This is a genomic window from Pseudomonas edaphica (genome assembly GCF_965277385.1).
Taxonomy (GTDB): domain Bacteria; phylum Pseudomonadota; class Gammaproteobacteria; order Pseudomonadales; family Pseudomonadaceae; genus Aquipseudomonas; species Aquipseudomonas edaphica.
In genome coordinates, this window is sequence record NZ_OZ255725.1 from 2,078,057 (window position 1) to 2,092,336 (window position 14,280).

A 14,280-nucleotide genomic window follows, 5' to 3' on the forward strand; every position below is an offset into this window, starting at 1 on the left:
GGTTATCTCCGGTTCGGGTTGAAGGTGGCGGGCAGCGAAGCCCAACACGCATCGTAGGAAGGTTGCAGTTGTGGGCACTCAAGGGCGAACTGTGTCGGGCGCAGCACCTGGCTGGTCTCAAACATGAAGGCCATGGTGTTATCGATCTTGTGCGGCGCCAGGTCCACGTTGATGGCTTTGGTGCAGGTCTCGCCGTCCGGGCCATGGGCGCTCATGCAGCTGTGCAGCGACGCGCCACCCGGCAGGAAACCCTCGGCCTTGGCGTCGTAGGCGCCCTGGATCAGGCCCATGTATTCGTTCATCAGGTTGCGATGGAACCACGGCGGACGGAAGGTGTTCTCGGCCACCATCCAGCGCGGCGGGAAGATCACGAAGTCTAGGTTGGCCAAGCCGTGCACACTGGTGGGCGAGGTTAATACGGTGAAAATCGACGGGTCCGGGTGATCGAAACTCACCGTGCCGAGGGTGTTGAAGCGGCGCAGGTCGTACTTGTACGGCACGTTATTGCCGTGCCAGGCGACTACGTTCAACGGCGAATGGTCCAGTTCGCAGGCCCAGAGTTCGCCGAGGAATTTCTGCACCAGCGTGGTCGGCTTTTTGCTGTCTTCGTAGTGGGCAACCGGCGTGAGGAAGTCACGCGGGTTAGCCAGGCCGTTACTGCCGATCGGCCCAAGGTCTGGCAGGCGCAGTGGCGCACCATGGTTTTCCGCGACATAGCCGCGAGCCTGCGCATCCAACAGTTCGATGCGAAACTTCAAACCACGAGGCAGCACCACGATTTCCAGTGGTTCAACGTTCAGCACCCCCAATTCGGTGGCGATACGCAGACGGCCCTGCTCGGGGACGATCAACAGTTCGCCATCGGCGTTGAAGAACACCCGCTCCATGGAACGGTTGGCGCGGTAGTTGTAGATGCTGATGCCTGAGGGTTTTTCCGACCCGGAGTTAGCGACCATGCCTACAAGGCCGTCGACAAAGTCGGTCGGCTCACTTGGACTATCCAGCGGGTTCCAGCGCAAGCGATTCGGCGTCACCGCGCCCAACGGCCCACCGGCCAATTGCCGTTCCAGCTTGATAAACGCCGGGTGGTTGGCTGATGGCTGAATGCGGTACAGCCAGGTGCGGCGGGCTTCGCTGCGCGCCATGGTAAAGGCGGTGCCGGAGAACAGTTCGGTGTACAGGCCGTAGGGGGCTTTTTGCGGGGAGTTCTGGCCGACGGGCAGCGCGCCGGGCAGGGCTTCGCTGGCGAATTCATTGCCGAAGCCCGACAGGTATTCGAGGTTCATGGATCATCCTCTGTGCGGAAGTTGTTTTTATCGTAATCCAGTTACGCATAACGTAATTTGATCACTATCGACCGTCAAGCTATAAAGACGCCCATTCATCTCTCGGATTCTCGCCCCTCCATGGAAAAGCCCCGCGACACCGGTAAACAGAAAGTCCGCTCGGCCGAAGTGGGCACCGATATCCTCAAGGCGCTGGCCGAGCTGTCCCCGGCCACTTCGCTGTCGCGCCTGGCCGACCATGTGCAGATGCCGGCGAGCAAGGTCCACCGCTATTTGCAGGCACTGATCGCCTCGGGCTTCGCCGAGCAGAACGCCGCCACCAACCATTACGGCTTGGGTCGCGAGGCCTTGCGCGTGGGCTTGGCAGCGCTGGGCAGCATGGATGTGTTGAAAGTCGGCGCAATGCCGCTGGCAGAACTGCGCGATGAATTGAATGAAACCTGCTTTTTGGCGGTGTGGGGCAACCAGGGCGCGACCGTGGTGCAGATCGAGCCGGCGGTGCGCGCCGTCACCGTGGTGACGCAGCTGGGTTCGGTGCTGCCGCTGCTCAGCTCGTCCACCGGGCTGGTGTTCAGCGCCTATTTACCGTCGCGGGAAACCGTGGAATTGCGCGAACGCGAGATTCAGGCCGGGACTGCCCATGCCCTGGCGGACGACGAGGCTTACGCCAGCGCCTGTGAACAGATTCGCCGCCGGGGCCTGCACTTCGTGCATGGTTTGCTGATGCCCGGCGTCGATGCGTTGTCGGCGCCGGTGTTCAATGCGGTTGGGCACGTCGCGGCGGTGATGACCGTGGTCGGCCCCACCTCACTGTTCCATGCCGATGAAGACGGCCCGGCGGCGCAGCACTTGCTGGCGGCGACTCGGGCCGTAAGTTGGCGCATGGGCTATCAGCCCTGAATCACTCGTCCCAGCCTGACAAAGCCAGCGCCACGCGGTTTTCCACGGCTTTGACCTGCGCGCCACCCACCACGTAGTTGTTGCTCAGCATCGAGAACACCAGCTTGCGCCCCTTGCTATCGGTGATGTAACCGCTCAAGGACGACACGCCGCCCATGGAGCCGGTCTTGGCATGCAGGTTGTTCTCGGCCGGTGTGCCGCGCAGGCGATACCGCAGGCTGCCGCCGGTCATGCGGTCGGTGTTGCCGGCAATCGGCAACGCGTTGTACCAGGCGTTGAACCACGGCTGTTTACTCGCGGCCAGCAGCAGGTCGGTGAGGTTTTGCGACGACACCAGGTTACGCCGCGACAGCCCCGAACCATCGACCTGGCTCAATGTCGCCGTATCCAGCCCCTGGCGCTTGAGAAACCCGGCCACTGCCACCGCACCCGCCGCCGCCGTGCCGCTGTTGGCCGTCTGGCGGCCCATCGCCTTGAGCAAGGCTTCGGACATGTTGTTGTTCGAAAGTTTGAGCAGCGGCGTAATCAATTCCTGCAACGGCGCCGACTTGTGCTCGGCCAGTACCGTCACCGCAACCGGGCTGGCACCGCCCATCACTCGACGGCCAAGCACTGTGATGCCTTGCTGCGCCAGCGCTTGCTCGAACAGGTTGGCCACCAGTTGCGTTGGCTCCCAGACACTTACCAGTTGCTCGCTCTGTCGCCCCGGCGCCACGGCCCCACTGAGCTGCAGCAGGTTGGTGCCATGGCGACGGTTGATCCCGTAGGTGTTGCCCGGCCCGCTGATAGCGCGGTTGCTCAGTTGCAGGTAGTTGGTCGGCGGGAAGATGTCGACACTCACAGGCTGCCCGGCCCGCGCTGGCGCCTTGGCGGTGACCAGCACGCTGCCAGCATCGAAATCGGTATTGGGCGACACGGTCAGCGCCGAAATCTGTGCGCCGTAGTAGGTGGTTTCATCGTCATGGGACCAGTCGACGCCCAGCCGCTCGGCGTCAAACCAAGTGTCGTCAAACACCAGGTCGCCCTGCACCTGACGCACGCCCTGGCTGGCCAACTGCGCCGCCAACGCCTGGTAATCGGCGAACTGAATGGTCGGGTCACCCAGGCCGCGCAGGTACAGGTTGCCGGTCAAGCGGTCGCCCTGGCGAATGCCGTTGCTCAGCAGTTGCGTGGCGAAACGGTACTGCGGCCCAAGCACATCCATGGCCGCGGCCGTGGTCAGCAGTTTGAGGTTGGAAGCCGGCACCAGCCGCGTGCGCGGGTTGTGCTGATACAGCGTGGCGCCACTGTTGGCGTCCCGCACCATCAGCGAGACCGAGGCGCCGTGCAGCGCCGGGTCGGCCAGCAACTGGTCGAGGCTGTGCCCGGTGGCCGTCTTGGAAGGCGTGGCGCAACCGCCCAGTAACAAACTCAAGCCCACCAGCATCGCGCTGGTGTGTATCCATCGACCCAACTGCATCAGTACCGTTTTCCCGCAAAGCCTTCAGTGGCGGCAACGCTACCAGCTCATTGCCGTTGTGGCGAGTGTGGCTGTGGTGGGATCGGGGCTGTTGTGGGAGCTGGGCTGTTGTGGCGAGCGGGCTTGCCCCGCGTTGGGCTGCGTAGCGGCCCCTAGTAAGCCCACCGCATTTTTTCAGGCTTCACGCTGTGCCAGGTTTTGGGGCCGCTACGCAGCCCAACGCGGGGCAAGCCCGCTCGCCACAACAAGCTCCCTCGCCACAAGAGGTCGCTTGCCTTAAAACTGCAGCGTGCTGGAAACCGACACCTGCCGCGCATCGCCGATGGACACAAACTGCGTGTTCACCGACGAGGTGTAGTAGGTGCGATCAAACAGGTTCTTCACGTTGAGCTGGAACTTGACCTTCTGCCCGTCGATTTTGGTGTCGTAGCTGGCAAACGCATCGGCCACGGTGTAGCTCGGCAGCTCGAAGCTGTTGGCCGCGTCCCCGGCCCGCTCGCCCACGTAACGGGCACCGGCACCCACACGCAGCTGGTCACCACCAAAGATGCTGCCGAAGTCATACACGGCCGACAACGAAGCGGTGTTTTTCGCAACGTTTTGCAGGCGATTGCCCTTAAGCGTCGGGTCTTCAATCACCTCGGCATCGGTGTAGGCATAGCTGCCGATCAGGCTCCAGTTGTCGGTCAACTGGCCGCTGGCGTCCAGCTCAAGGCCACGGGAACGCACTTTGCCCGCCACGCTGTAGACCGCTGCCAAACCGTCACCGACCTGCACCAGCACGTTGCGTTTTTCGATATTGAACAGCGCCGCACTGGCGGTTATACGCCCCGGTATGTCGAGTTTGGTGCCCAGCTCCCAGGCTTTGGACTGCTCCGGTTCCAGGCTGCCATCCAATACGCTTTTGTTCGCCAACGGCGCGATGGTGGAGTTGGGTTTGAACGACTCGGTGTAGCTGCCGTAGAACGACAGTTGATCGGTGTAGCGATACACCAGGCCGGCACGCGGCACCCACTTCTGGCCGTTGCCATCGGTGTTGGCGGTGAACGGCACGCCCTTGCCGGCGTATTGGTCGTACATCTGGTAGCGCGCACCGCCGACCAGAATCCACTGGTCATTGAGGTGGATGGCGTCCTGGAAGAACAGCGAATCGCTGCGCAGCAGGTCGGTCTGGTTGCTGTCCGGCGCGCTGACTTTGGTGCCCGCGACTTCGTTGCCGTACACCGGATCGTTATAGTTGAAGACACCACGCGGCGCCTGGCGAATCAGGTCGGCACGGTAGATCTTGCGGTACTCGTCGTCGAGCCCGAACACCAGGTCGTGCTGCATGCCGCCGACATTGACCTTGCCTTCCAGGCTGGTGGTGGCGAAGCGGTCGGTGGTCAGCGCACCCTGGGTGCCGTCCATGCTGCGGGTCAGGGTGCCGTTGGTGTTGACCTTGACTACGCGCACCTGGCTGGCGTCGTAGGTCTCGCGGTTCCAGCTGTAGCCGAAGTGCGCTTTCCAGTCGTCGTTCAAGTCGTGGTCGACTTCCAGGCGATACAGGTCGGAGCGGCCTTGCATATTGTTGAACGGCTCATCCAGCCGACGGGTCGCGGGGATGTTCAACGGGTGGTTGGTCTTGGGGTCGATGGCGGTGCCACGGTCGAACGGCGAGAGGAATTCGCGGTGCTCATAGGCGAACACCACTTGGGTGGTGTCGCCGTACCAGGCCAGCGACGGCGCCACCAACGTTTCGCGGTGGGTGCCGAAGTTGCGCCAGTAATCTTCGTCTTCGTGGTCGACGATCAGGCGATAGGCCAGGCCGCTGTCACCAATCGGGCCGGTGGTGTCGAGGTTGCCGCCGCTGCCGTTCTTGCCGTCACCAAAGGTCGAGCCGCGCGCGGTCAACGAGGTGGACTGCACCAGCTCGGGCTTCTTGCTGACGATATTGACCACGCCGCCCGGGTCCTGGATGCCATACAGCAAAGACGACGGGCCTTTGAGCACTTCGACGCGCTCGGCGGTGGCATTCAGCGCCCGGCCCTGCACCACGGGCATACCGTCCTTCATGATCGAGCCGTTACGGTTGTCACCAAAACCGCGCAGCATCACCGCGTCCTGGGTGCTGCCGAGGGTGTTGGCCTGGGTGATGCCACTGATATTGCCCAGGGCGTCATCCAGGTTGCGCGGCTGTTGGTCACGCAGCACTTGGGCCGGCACGACGTTGACGGTTTGCGGGGTTTCCAGCAGCAGGCCGTGGGAGCGCATCACCGAACTGGTGGGCGGGGGCTGATAGCTGGTGGTGTCCTGGGCTTGGCTCGCGCCGCTGATGGTGGTGGCGCCCAGGTTGACTGCGCCGTCGGTGGGCACAGGCTCAAGCGCCAGAGTGCGGGCGTCGATCTGGCGGAAGGTAAAGCCTGAGTTGCCGAGCAGCCGTTGCAGGGCCTGGGTGGCACTCATCTGCCCGCTGACAGCCGGGGCGCTAAGGCCATAGGGCGCTTCGTCGGTGTAGATCACGCTGATGCCGGTGACCCGGCTGAAATCGCTCAGCGCCTGGGGCAGCGGCTTGGCTGCCAGGGCAAAATTGAACTGGGCGCTTTGTTGCGCCTGCGCCTGCGCAATCGCCAGAGGCAGCAACGCCAGGCCTGATGCCGCCAATACCGAGGCTCCCAGCCACTGTTTTACCCAACCGCCCGCCGTCGACTTCATGCTGTGATAACCCGTGTAGAAAACGCTGTTAATGCGAATAGCTCGCAGTTTCATGCACTACACGGATGGGCGGGCGATTTACCTCACCTTTGTTTACAGAAATTTTTATTTATTGCGCCTGAATGCGGAAACCCATGCGTGGGAAGTGCACGTGCACGGTGCCCGCCCGTTCGTCGGTACGGCGCAGGATCAGCTCTTCACGCCCGGCAAACAGCAGTTCACCGGCAACGGGATCAACCCCGTAATCAATGGCCGCAATCGTTACCGACTGACCCGCCTTGAAACCATTCAAGTCCTCGAACTCGTCATCCGGCAATGCCGCAGGCGTGGCATTACGGGCGATCGCCAATGCTTGCTCCGCCGTCATTTGACTCGCACTGCCGTGACCAAAACCCAGCACGCGCGCCAGCCAAGCCAAGACGGCCGGATAAGCATCCACCAATGGAGCCGTCACGGGAGTGGCTTTGAGGAACCACATCGGGTGGGCCAAGGCAAAGTCGGCAATCGACGGTTCACCGAACAGAAAGTCTCCCGGCGCGTGCTGCAGCTGGAACTCCAGACGCGCCATGATCGCCGGCCATTGGTGCTTGGCCAGCTCGGCCGGGAGCTTGCTGGCCGTGCCGCCACTGAACAATGCGGCACGGTCAGCGATAAACGCCTTGATCGCTTCCGGCGCCAATTTGCCAAAGCGCACCGCCACTGACTCCGGCTGGAATACCAGGCTGACGGCATGGGCGAACACAACGCTGTCGGCCCAGGTGGCGAACGTCTGCGTGATCATTTCCTGGCCCAGCGGGAACAGCGCCGGCGAGGACGTTTCCTGCTCAAGGCGACGGGCGATCAGGGCAGTGTCGCAATAGATATCGGCGCCGACTTGCAGTACCGGGGTTTTCCGGTAGCCGCCGGTCAAGGCTGTCAAGTCGGGTTTGGGCATGACGGGTGATATGTGTACGGAGTGCCAGGACAACCCCTTGAAACCCAGCAGCAGCCTGGCTTTTTCTGCAAAGGGTGAGGTCGGGTAATGGTGCAGGATCAACTCAGACATGCCAGGCTCCGCTCGATAGGTGAGCCGCCAGCTTAGCCTGCAAAACCGTGCGTGGGGACGATGGGAACCCATCAGTCAAATCAATGAGCCGCTCGCCGCCAGGCATTCCTTGGCGCTTTTCTTGAGTTTTTTGATCAGCCGCTCCTGACGCAGCGCCTCGCCCTTGGAAGCACACTGCTCGGTGTACACCAGTGCCACGGCCGGGCTGGACAGGAAGAACCGCGCGCCCTTGCCGCTCTGGTGGGAAGCAAAGCGACGCACCGGATCGTTGCTGATGCCGCAATAGAGTGAACCATTGGCGGCACGCACCAGGTAGACGAACCAGGGTTTGGGTTCAGGAAGATCAGTCACGGGACGATTGCTGCAAACCAAAAGAACACCAATCTTATCAACGACCGGCCTGAAATGCCTTCAAGCCTTTAAGCGCCTGGGCACGCACAGCGTTCTTCAATGCCGGCGACCAGCCCAGCAGCAAGCCCTTCAAGCCCAACGCCTGGCGCGACCAACGCCACAGGTCGAAGTGGTCGTGGTGCGCGCAGATTTTGCCATCGCGAAACACAAACCGCGCACCGATATCGTTGACTACCGTATTACCGGTGGCGCTGAACAGGTAAGTCGCCACCCAGTGCGCGCTGCCCGTGCTGTCATCACTGCGCACATGGTCGAAGGTCAGGGAGAAATCCTTGGCCCGCGTGGTGAGCATGCGCCACATGTCCCCGGCGTCGCGCCCGCGCAACTCACCAAAGGCCGGGTCGCTGAACACCACGTCGTCGGTGTAGCAGGCGGCCATGGCTTCGGCGTCCAGGCGCTGGAAAGCACTGTAGAACTCGGTGATCAGGGCGTTATGGGCATCACTCATGGGCAGGCTCCGCAGGCGTCGAAAGAATAGGCGCACGATAAGCTGCCCACACTGCGCTGGCTACTGACATTCGCCACGCAAATGATGAGCCTACGGCACCATCCCAACACTGCGAGCATAGGCGAACAGGTCAACATCGGTGGAAATACTCAGCCGTTGCATGGCCGTGCTTTTCTGCTTGCTGATCGTGGAAATACTGCGATTGACCTGTGCCGCGATCTCGCTGACGGTCATGCCGCTGGCCAACATGCGCACCACCTCGCGCTCCTTGCCGGATAATTGCGGCTCCTGGGACTGATCGCCCGTGCCCGCCTCGACCATTTGCACCCGCAGGGATTCACTGGCGAACGTCTGGCCGGCACACACGGCCTTGATCGCCAGGGGCAGCTCCTTGGCCGAAGCACTTTTAGCCACCACTGCCTTGGCACCATGGGCGAAGGAAGCGCGCAGGGTGGCGACGCTGGCGAACATGGTCACCAGAATCACCGGCAACTTCGGATACTGGCGGTGCAGCAGGCTCAACAGCCCGTAGCCATCGGCCTGCTGACCGCCGGGCATGGCGAAGTCGGTGATGAGCAAGTCGCACGGCGTCGTACTTAACACGTCGAGCAATTGATCGGGTCCATCGGCCTCCGCGACCACTTTGCAGCGGCCATGCGCCTCAATCACGACTTTCTGCCCGATACGAACAATGGGGTGATCGTCAGCAATAATTACTCGAAGCATAAATTCCCACGAATGATGGCAACTTGAATCCGCGCAAAATACCCCCGCTGGCGCTCATCAACAACCGCTAACAAACAGCCGCTTACAGCCAACCCCAATGTTCACTCGTTCACATTTTTTTGCCTACATAACAACAGGAAAAAACCTACAGCCAAAACTAGATCGTCGGATTGCAAACGCTCAGTGAAAACACCACTCCTCAGACATCGGACAGGTACTCGAGATAGACGTACAACCGAGCCAGGAACAACTCCAATTGCACCTTGTGCGCAGCAACGCCCTGGGACCGGACCTGCTCAATCAGCCTCACCGCCATGGGTTCAAGGCCGGTGCCGCCCAAAAACACCAGGCTGCCCACCAAGCGATGCAGGCGTTCAGCCGTCAATGATGCGTTCAACGTCGCACAGGCATGGCGTAACAAACGATGGTCCTCCCACGCCTCGAACAGCAGGGTTTCCAACAATTGATCGACGACAGGCTCGCTGCCAAACGTCGCGACCAACGTGGCACGCGTTGGCCAGCCGGCGAGCGGTACAATGGCCGCCTGTTCGACATACCGATCATCCACGCCAGGCAACCAGCGCACCAACACCGCATGCAATTGTTCAAGGGTCAAGGGTTTGAGCAACCAGGCATCCATGCCGGCATCGCGGCAACGCTTGGGACTGTCATTTTGCAGGTTAGCGGTCAAGGCAATGATCGGCACTCGCCTCATCCCGGTATCGCACTCATGCTGGCGAATGGCGCGGGCCATGCTGTACCCGTCCATGAAGGGCATCTGGCAATCGCTGATTACCAGGTCGAAGGGTCGGGTGGTAAAGGCCACCAGCCCGAGGTAGCCGTCGGCGGCCGTCTCGTGCCCCAGCCCCAGTTTCTGCAACAAACCACCCAACAACAGGCGGTAGGCAGAATGATCATCCACAACCAGCACACTCAACTGCCGCCAATGAAACGGGGGAAGGGTTGGCGGCTTCAGGTTGTGGCTCGCTCCTGCTGTGGAACCTACCAGCGAACCCATCAGTACCTCTATCGCAACTATTGATCCAGCAGCAATCCGCAGCACTGATGCAATAGCTCTTGAGGCCTATCATGCAGCAATGGTCGACGCATTCTTCTGAATGCTATCGGCCGAAAACAAATAACCTTTTGAGTTAACCAAAGCCCATACAACAACTACGAAAATCCCCCCTGAATCATCGCCTTCACACCGCCCTGCCAATGTCGTATTAGTTGTATTTCCCCTGCTCGCCCCCCTCGCTAAATTGTGCCCACCCCAAAGAGGGTCGGCTTGCCACTCCCAGGCAACAGCCAATAAACACCGAGACCGCCGCTTGGCCAACCACCCGTTCATACCGGGTCGGGCGTGGCCCCGCACGCGCCTCAATCTGCCAGCCTGTAATGGAACAAATGAAATGAAGATCTCTGTATCCCTGCTGAGCAGTGCCCTGCTGCTCGCCATGAACTCATCGGTGTTCGCCGCCAGCAGCGTCGACCTCAGCGTCAAGGGCATCATCACGCCCAGCGCCTGCACACCCAACCTGCCAGGTGACGTCGATTATGGAAAAATCGCGGCAAAAGACCTGAATCTAGACAGCTATACGCCGCTTGAGAGAAAGACCCTGCAACTGAGCGTCAATTGCGACGCGGCGACACTGTTTGCAATCCACCCCCTCGACAATCGAGCCGGTTCCGCCGCTCACGGCGCCGCCTTTGGCCTGGGTTTGATCAACGGAAACCAGAAGCTCGGCGTATATCAGCTGGCGTTCACCAACCCCACCGCCGAAACGCCCTCCACCCTGATTGCGATGTTCAACTCCGCGGGCCTATGGACGGAGATCCTTGCAGATGACGCCATCGCTCCCAACGATCTGGTGGCGCTGGGCAGCCGGGGCGACAGCGGTTGGGCACCCCACCCGATAAAAGACGCGATCATGGACATGACGCTGTACACCTCAATTGCACCGGCAAGAAACCTGACCTTGACCAGCGAAGTGGCAATCGACGGCTCTGCGACCTTTGAAATGAAGTACCTGTAAATGGATATTTCCCAAATGAAGACCTGCCTGCCCCTGTTGAGCAGCGCGCTGTTGCTCGCCATTACCTCATCCGCCTTCGCCGCCAGTTCCGTGGACCTGACCGTCAAGGGTTTGATCACCCCCAGCGCCTGCACTCCCAACCTGCCGGGCGCCGTGGACTACGGAAAAATCGCAGCAAAAGACCTGAACCCCGACAGCCACACCTGGCTTGAGGACCAGACATTGCAGTTGAGCGTGAACTGCGAGGCGGCGACGCTGTTTGCCATCAACCCCATCGACAATCGAGCCGGTTCTTCAACCTTTGGCGCTTACGGCCTGGGTCTGGCCAACGGCACAGAAAAGCTCGGCGGGTATCAACTGATGTTCAGCAACCCCGTCGCCGAAACGCCTTCGACCTTGCTCTACCAGTACGAACAGCGCGACTGGGCGCCGCTCTATCCAGAGGACCCCGTACAAGACGATATGTTGGTGGCCCTGGGCAGCCGTGGCGATTCCGGCTGGGCCCCGCACCCCGTGCAGGACGCGCTCATGGACATCACCGTGCACACCGCCGTTGCGCCTGCCAACGGCTTGAGCCTGGCCAACGAAGTGGCGCTGGACGGCTCCACAACGTTTGAAGTCATGTACCTGTAAATGGAGACCTTTGAAATGAAGACCTCGCTGTCCCTGCTCAGCGCTGCGCTGTTGCTCACAAGCGCCTCGTCAGTGTTCGCCGCCAGCAGTGTGGACCTGACAGTCAAGGGGCTGATCACACCCAGCGCCTGCACCCCGACACTGGCCCAAGGCGGTGTTGCCGACTACGGAAAGATCGCCGCCAAGGACCTGCAAGAAAACCAGGCTACTCCGTTGCCGCCCACTACCTTGCCATTCAACCTCAGCTGCGAGGCCGCCACGCTGTTTGCACTCAATGGTGTGGATAACCGCGCCGGCTCAGCCAGCAGCCCCAACGATTACTCGTATGGCCTGGGGTTCATCAACGAAACAGAGCGGGTCGGCGACTACGTGATCATTATCACCAACTACCTCGCCGACAACCTGCCGGTCAGCAAGCTGGCCTCCCGTGACAACGGCGCCACCTGGAGCGAAAACAGTGAGGACTCCATCTGGATGCGCGGCAGGCTCGCCGCCTTCGGCAACAACGCAAGTGGCACCTGGGCGCCCATCGCGATCAAGGCACTGACCAGCAATCTGGTGGTTCACCCCACTATCGCCCCTTCCAGTGGCCTGACATTGACCCAGGAACAACCTGTCGATGGCTCCGCCACGTTGGAAGTGATGTACCTGTAACCCCTCATCCTCTTACTAAGGAAGGTTTAAACGATGACTTACTTAAGAGCGGCGCCCCTGGCCGCCCTGTTGTTGGGCACCTCGTCTCTCACGCTGGCCGCCAGCAGCCTGGACCTTACCGTCAAGGGCATCATCACGCCCAGCGCCTGCGCGCCAGTGGTTTCCGGCGGCGGCAATGTCGACTTCGGCAAGGTGTCGGTCAAGGACCTCAATGCTGATACCTACACCGACCTGCCCAGAGAAACCATGCTCTTGAGCGTGCGCTGCGAAGGGCCGACGTTTTTTACCTTGAACACCATCGACAACCGCGCCGGCACCACCGCCAGCCACTTCAGTTGGCACGGCCTGGGCCTGACCCCCAGCGATGAAAAACTCGGCGATGCCGGGCTTGGTCTCTACCAGCCGGTGGCCGACGGCGTACCGGTGCGCACCATCACCTCACGGGATGGCGGCGTCACCTGGATGCCTTCAGTGATGCTCAGCCATACCGTGTTGACGGCGGTCGCCGACAACGACGGCGTGGTGCCGATTGCGATCCAGGAACTGGACGCCGAGATACGCCTGATCACCCACATTGCGCCCGCCAGCAGCCTGACGCTGACCGACGATGTGCCTATCGACGGTCACGCAACCGTGCAAGTCAATTACCTCTAAGGAACCTCTCGATGAACACTCGCTTGACCACCCTGGCCGTCAGCACACTGCTGCTCAGTTCGGCCACTGCTTTTGCCGCCTCCAGCGTCGACCTGACCGTCAAAGGCCTGATTGTGCCCAGCGCCTGTACGCCCAGCCTGTCCGGCGGTGGCATGATCGACCACGGCAAAGTGTCTGCCAAGGACCTGAACCCGAACTGGGGCACCGCGATTGGCGTGCATACCCTGTCGATGACCGTCGACTGTGACGCGCCGATCCAGTTTGCTCTGCACCCCATCGATAACCGCGCAGCCTCAGGTCTAACCACGGACTTCGGCCTGGGCTTTATCAACGAAACCCAGAAGCTGGGCCACTTCTCCCTCACCTGGCGCGGCATGGTTGCCGACGGCGTGACCGTTCAACCCATCGCATCGCTGGACCAGGGCAAAACCTGGGCCCCCGAAAAATTCTGGGAGCCGAACATGTTCATGGCGGCAGCGTCGATGAGCGACGACACCCAGCCGCTGCCGATCCAAAACCTGAGCGTCGATCTGGAAGTGCTTACTATCATCAATGCCGCCGCCAACTTGGACCTCAGCAATGAGGTAACCATCGATGGCTCGGCCACCGTTGAAGTGAAGTACCTGTAACCCATGGCCGCCCATCCCTTGACTACCGCCGGGCATGGGCTGCGCCTACCTGTGCCGGTACTGAACACCGTTGGCCGTTGCGTGGCTGCGCTGCTCTGCCTGGCCACCTTAGTCAACGCCCACGCGGCGTCGATCGTCGACCTCACGGTAACCGGCCGGATAACGCCGGACGCCTGCCATGTCGAGCTGACTAATGAAGGCACCGTCGATCACGGCAAGATTCCTTCCCATAGCCTCAACGCCGACGAATTCACCGTGCTGCCTATCCAGATGCTCGATCTGCGCGTGCAGTGCGCCAGGCCCATGTTGTTTGCGCTGGTAGGTATTGATAATCGTGCCGACTCCTCGTCGGCACCCGATTATTTCTACGGGCTGGGCAGGAACATCCACGTCCCAGAGGAGCGCCTGGGATCCGTGGCGTTGTCCTATCGCAACGCAGTGGGCGATGCGCAGCCCATGCAGGTATTGGCGTCCAACGACAACGGCGAAACCTGGTCACAGGAGCCCAACGCCTACCCACGCGCGCATATGGCCTTTGCGCCAGTCGGGGACCGCCAACCGGATTTCATCGGCCAGTTGACCGTCCAGGTTCAGGTGAGCACCGCCATCAATTTTTCGCAGTACCTGACCCTGGACCAGGAAGTCCCGCTCGACGGCGCCGTTGTCCTGGACCTGCGCTACCTCTGACCGCCCCCCTTTTGGCCTAAT

Annotated in this window: 15 protein-coding genes; 7 read left to right on the plus strand and 8 right to left on the minus strand. The window is 61.2% G+C overall.

All coding sequences use genetic code 11. From position 1 onward, the window contains the following. Positions 1–2 precede the first annotated feature (2 nt). The gene (hmgA, locus tag ACQY47_RS09395; RefSeq protein ID WP_017135178.1) at positions 3–1,286 is read right to left on the minus strand and encodes a homogentisate 1,2-dioxygenase; all 1,284 of its coding nucleotides are present in this window, start codon (positions 1,284–1,286) and stop codon (positions 3–5) included. A 120-nt stretch (positions 1,287–1,406) separates the two neighbouring features. Between hmgA and ACQY47_RS09400 the strand changes: the two genes are divergently transcribed. After that, a complete protein-coding gene (locus tag ACQY47_RS09400) occupies positions 1,407–2,186 on the plus strand; it encodes an IclR family transcriptional regulator (RefSeq protein WP_428556994.1) in 780 nt (259 codons plus the stop codon). 1 nt (position 2,187) lies between these two features. Here ACQY47_RS09400 and dacB read toward each other — a convergent pair whose 3' ends face one another. The 7 genes from dacB to ACQY47_RS09435 all read right to left on the minus strand — a co-directional run bounded on the left by dacB (position 2,188) and on the right by ACQY47_RS09435 (position 9,984). After that, complete coding sequence (dacB, locus tag ACQY47_RS09405) at positions 2,188–3,645, minus strand: D-alanyl-D-alanine carboxypeptidase/D-alanyl-D-alanine endopeptidase (protein WP_428556995.1); 1,458 nt, start codon at positions 3,643–3,645, stop codon at positions 2,188–2,190. 276 nt (positions 3,646–3,921) lie between these two features. Then, a complete protein-coding gene (locus ACQY47_RS09410) occupies positions 3,922–6,336 on the minus strand; it encodes a TonB-dependent siderophore receptor (protein WP_428557351.1) in 2,415 nt (804 codons plus the stop codon). Positions 6,337–6,445: 109 nt separating this feature from the next. Continuing rightward, positions 6,446–7,381, minus strand: coding sequence for a glutathione S-transferase family protein (locus tag ACQY47_RS09415; RefSeq protein ID WP_428556996.1), 936 nt, complete (start codon positions 7,379–7,381; stop codon positions 6,446–6,448). Positions 7,382–7,456: 75 nt separating this feature from the next. Further along, a complete protein-coding gene (locus tag ACQY47_RS09420) occupies positions 7,457–7,732 on the minus strand; it encodes a GIY-YIG nuclease family protein (RefSeq protein WP_025855645.1) in 276 nt (91 codons plus the stop codon). A gap of 37 nt (positions 7,733–7,769) precedes the next feature. Then, positions 7,770–8,240, minus strand: a complete 471-nt coding sequence (locus ACQY47_RS09425) for a nuclear transport factor 2 family protein (RefSeq protein WP_428556997.1) — start codon at positions 8,238–8,240, stop codon at positions 7,770–7,772. A 90-nt stretch (positions 8,241–8,330) separates the two neighbouring features. Beyond that, entirely contained in the window at positions 8,331–8,966 is a 636-nt protein-coding gene (locus ACQY47_RS09430; protein WP_017135183.1) for a response regulator transcription factor, read from the minus strand. Between the two features lie 199 nt (positions 8,967–9,165). Next, entirely contained in the window at positions 9,166–9,984 is an 819-nt protein-coding gene (locus ACQY47_RS09435; RefSeq protein WP_017135184.1) for a response regulator, read from the minus strand. A gap of 394 nt (positions 9,985–10,378) precedes the next feature. Between ACQY47_RS09435 and ACQY47_RS09440 the strand changes: the two genes are divergently transcribed. From ACQY47_RS09440 to ACQY47_RS09465, 6 genes are read left to right on the plus strand one after another with little or no spacing between them, the layout of a single operon-like run. Continuing rightward, positions 10,379–11,002 carry a DUF1120 domain-containing protein gene (locus ACQY47_RS09440; protein ID WP_428556998.1) on the plus strand — a complete coding sequence of 208 codons (624 nt, stop codon included), beginning with the start codon at positions 10,379–10,381 and terminating at the stop codon, positions 11,000–11,002. 15 nt (positions 11,003–11,017) lie between these two features. Then, positions 11,018–11,635 carry a DUF1120 domain-containing protein gene (locus ACQY47_RS09445; protein ID WP_177033741.1) on the plus strand — a complete coding sequence of 206 codons (618 nt, stop codon included), beginning with the start codon at positions 11,018–11,020 and terminating at the stop codon, positions 11,633–11,635. 15 nt (positions 11,636–11,650) lie between these two features. Then, positions 11,651–12,289 carry a DUF1120 domain-containing protein gene (locus tag ACQY47_RS09450; protein ID WP_428556999.1) on the plus strand — a complete coding sequence of 213 codons (639 nt, stop codon included), beginning with the start codon at positions 11,651–11,653 and terminating at the stop codon, positions 12,287–12,289. A 33-nt stretch (positions 12,290–12,322) separates the two neighbouring features. Continuing rightward, a complete protein-coding gene (locus ACQY47_RS09455; protein ID WP_017135189.1) occupies positions 12,323–12,943 on the plus strand; it encodes a DUF1120 domain-containing protein in 621 nt (206 codons plus the stop codon). A gap of 11 nt (positions 12,944–12,954) precedes the next feature. Then, positions 12,955–13,572 (plus strand): DUF1120 domain-containing protein, encoded by a 618-nt coding sequence (locus ACQY47_RS09460; protein WP_428557000.1) that lies wholly within the window; start codon positions 12,955–12,957, stop codon positions 13,570–13,572. Between the two features lie 3 nt (positions 13,573–13,575). Next, the gene (locus ACQY47_RS09465; RefSeq protein WP_428557001.1) at positions 13,576–14,259 is read left to right on the plus strand and encodes a DUF1120 domain-containing protein; all 684 of its coding nucleotides are present in this window, start codon (positions 13,576–13,578) and stop codon (positions 14,257–14,259) included. The last annotated feature ends 21 nt before the right edge of the window (positions 14,260–14,280 follow it).

Excerpts from the sequence above, each read along its gene's own strand:
- hmgA (WP_017135178.1), bottom strand. The coding sequence starts at position 1,286 with ATGAACCTCGAATACCTGTCGGGCTTCGGCAATGAATTCGCCAGCGAA.
- ACQY47_RS09400 (WP_428556994.1), top strand. The coding sequence starts at position 1,407 with ATGGAAAAGCCCCGCGACACCGGTAAACAGAAAGTCCGCTCGGCCGAA.
- dacB (WP_428556995.1), bottom strand. The coding sequence starts at position 3,645 with ATGCAGTTGGGTCGATGGATACACACCAGCGCGATGCTGGTGGGCTTG.
- ACQY47_RS09410 (WP_428557351.1), bottom strand. The coding sequence starts at position 6,336 with ATGAAGTCGACGGCGGGCGGTTGGGTAAAACAGTGGCTGGGAGCCTCG.
- ACQY47_RS09415 (WP_428556996.1), bottom strand. The coding sequence starts at position 7,381 with ATGTCTGAGTTGATCCTGCACCATTACCCGACCTCACCCTTTGCAGAA.
- ACQY47_RS09425 (WP_428556997.1), bottom strand. The coding sequence starts at position 8,240 with ATGAGTGATGCCCATAACGCCCTGATCACCGAGTTCTACAGTGCTTTC.
- ACQY47_RS09430 (WP_017135183.1), bottom strand. The coding sequence starts at position 8,966 with ATGCTTCGAGTAATTATTGCTGACGATCACCCCATTGTTCGTATCGGG.
- ACQY47_RS09435 (WP_017135184.1), bottom strand. The coding sequence starts at position 9,984 with ATGGGTTCGCTGGTAGGTTCCACAGCAGGAGCGAGCCACAACCTGAAG.
- ACQY47_RS09440 (WP_428556998.1), top strand. The coding sequence starts at position 10,379 with ATGAAGATCTCTGTATCCCTGCTGAGCAGTGCCCTGCTGCTCGCCATG.
- ACQY47_RS09445 (WP_177033741.1), top strand. The coding sequence starts at position 11,018 with ATGAAGACCTGCCTGCCCCTGTTGAGCAGCGCGCTGTTGCTCGCCATT.
- ACQY47_RS09450 (WP_428556999.1), top strand. The coding sequence starts at position 11,651 with ATGAAGACCTCGCTGTCCCTGCTCAGCGCTGCGCTGTTGCTCACAAGC.
- ACQY47_RS09455 (WP_017135189.1), top strand. The coding sequence starts at position 12,323 with ATGACTTACTTAAGAGCGGCGCCCCTGGCCGCCCTGTTGTTGGGCACC.
- ACQY47_RS09460 (WP_428557000.1), top strand. The coding sequence starts at position 12,955 with ATGAACACTCGCTTGACCACCCTGGCCGTCAGCACACTGCTGCTCAGT.
- ACQY47_RS09465 (WP_428557001.1), top strand. The coding sequence starts at position 13,576 with ATGGCCGCCCATCCCTTGACTACCGCCGGGCATGGGCTGCGCCTACCT.